Raw genomic sequence first — 1,778 nt, forward strand, 5'->3', positions numbered from 1 at the left:
CGTGCGCGGTCCAGCCGCGGGACGACATCGACATGGCGCTGCTCCTCGCCCTCGGCGCGAACGGGCGCGCGGGCCATGCCGAGTTGGCGCAGCGGGTCGGCATCAGCGAGTCGACCGTACGCCGCCGGCTCGCCCGCGAACTGCGCGAACGGGAAGTGCTGCTCCGCTGCGACCTGGCCCAGCAGCTGGCGGGCTGGCCGGCGCTCGCCACCTATCGGGCGACCGTCCCGCACGGTGAACTCGACGCCACCGGGGCCGCGTTGGCCCGCCTCCCGCAGACCCGCCTGTGCACCTCGGTCACCGGCTCCTGCAACCTGCTCTTCTCGGTCTGGCTGCGCGACCTCGACGGCATGGCCACGCTGGAGGCGTACCTCGACGACCGCTTCCCGCGGCTGCGCGTGCTGGACCGGACGGTGACGCTGCGCACGGCCAAGCGGATGGGCCGGTTGCTGGACGACACGGGGCGGGCCGTCGGGTACGTGCCGGTGGGCCTGTGACGGACCCGGGGCCCGGGCCTATTCGCCGGAGGGCCCCGGCGTGGGCCGTGCCAGCTCGAACCAGACCACCTTGCCCGTGCTCAGCCGCGTCGCGCCCCAGCGCCGGGCCAGCCGGTTGACCAGGAACAGGCCGCGCCCGCCCTCGTCGGTGGCCCGCGCATGGCGCTGGCGCGGCAGCTGCGGTACGTCGTCGCCGACCTCGCAGCGCAGCACGTCGGTGCGCAGCAGGCGCAGCGTCACCGGCCGTGAGGCGTAGCGCACCGCGTTCGTGACGACCTCGCTGACCAGCAGCTCGACCGAGTCCGTCATCTCTTCAAGTCCCCAGCGGGCCAGGGCGCTTCGGGCGAGGCGGCGGGCCCGGCCGGGCGCCGTGTCCTCGGGCTCCAGGGACCAGTACGCCACGTCGCTCGGCGCGATCCCGTCGAACCGGGCGGCGAGCAGCGCGATGTCGTCGTCCCGGTCGCCCGGGCCGAGCATGTCGAGGACCTCGTCGCACAGCGCCTCCAGCGGCGGCGAATGGTCCGGGCCGGTCAACTGGGCGGTGGCCGCGAGCCGTTCGCGCAGCTGCTCTATGCCGGTCCACACGTCGCGCAGGCGCGATTCGACCAGGCCGTCCGTGTACAGGAGCAGCGTCGCGCCTGCCGGGGCGTCCAGCTCGACCGCCTCGAAGTCGACGCCGCCGACGCCGATCGGCGCGCCCGGCGGGACGCGCAGCACCTCGGCGCGGCCGCCCAGGTGCAGCAGGACGGGCGGCGGATGCCCGGCGTTGGCGATGGTGATCCGGTGCGCGACCGGATCGTAGACCGCGTACAGGCACGTCGCCATGCGGTCGGTGCCGAGCCGCTGGGCCTGCTCGTCCAGGTGGTGCAGGACCTCCTGCGGCGGCAGGTCGAGCCCGGCCAGCGTCTGTGCGGTGGTGCGCAGTTGGCCCATGATGGCCGCCGAGGTCATCGAGTGGCCCATGACGTCGCCGACGACCAGCGCGACCCGGCTGCCCGGCAGCGGGATCGCGTCGTACCAGTCGCCGCCGACCCGGGCCGTCTCCGCCGCCGGGAGATAGCGCGAGGCGAGCCGCACGCCCGTCGGGCGCGGCAGGGTCTCGGGCAGCATGGTCCGCTGCAGCTCGTCCGCGATGTACGCCTCGCGCCCGTACAGCACCGCCTTGTCGATGCCGAGCGCGCTGTGCGTGGCCAGCTGCCCGGCCACCAGCAGGTCGTCGCCGTCGAACGCGAGCCGGTCCGGGCGGCGCAGGAACACGGCCGCGCCGATCACCCGGCGCCG

Annotated in this window: 2 protein-coding genes; one reads left to right on the forward strand and one right to left on the reverse strand. The window is 75.0% G+C overall.

What is annotated here, in order from left to right:
• On the forward strand, positions 1 to 497 hold a 497-nt coding region (locus G3I40_RS39910; protein WP_164559714.1), incomplete at its 5' end, for an Lrp/AsnC family transcriptional regulator.
• 18 nt (positions 498 to 515) lie between these two features.
• Here the strand turns inward: G3I40_RS39910 and G3I40_RS39915 are convergent.
• On the reverse strand, positions 516 to 1,778 hold a 1,263-nt coding region (locus tag G3I40_RS39915), incomplete at its 5' end, for an ATP-binding SpoIIE family protein phosphatase (RefSeq protein ID WP_164559715.1).

The organism is Streptomyces sp. SID14478, assembly GCF_010548525.1.
Taxonomy (GTDB): domain Bacteria; phylum Actinomycetota; class Actinomycetes; order Streptomycetales; family Streptomycetaceae; genus Streptomyces.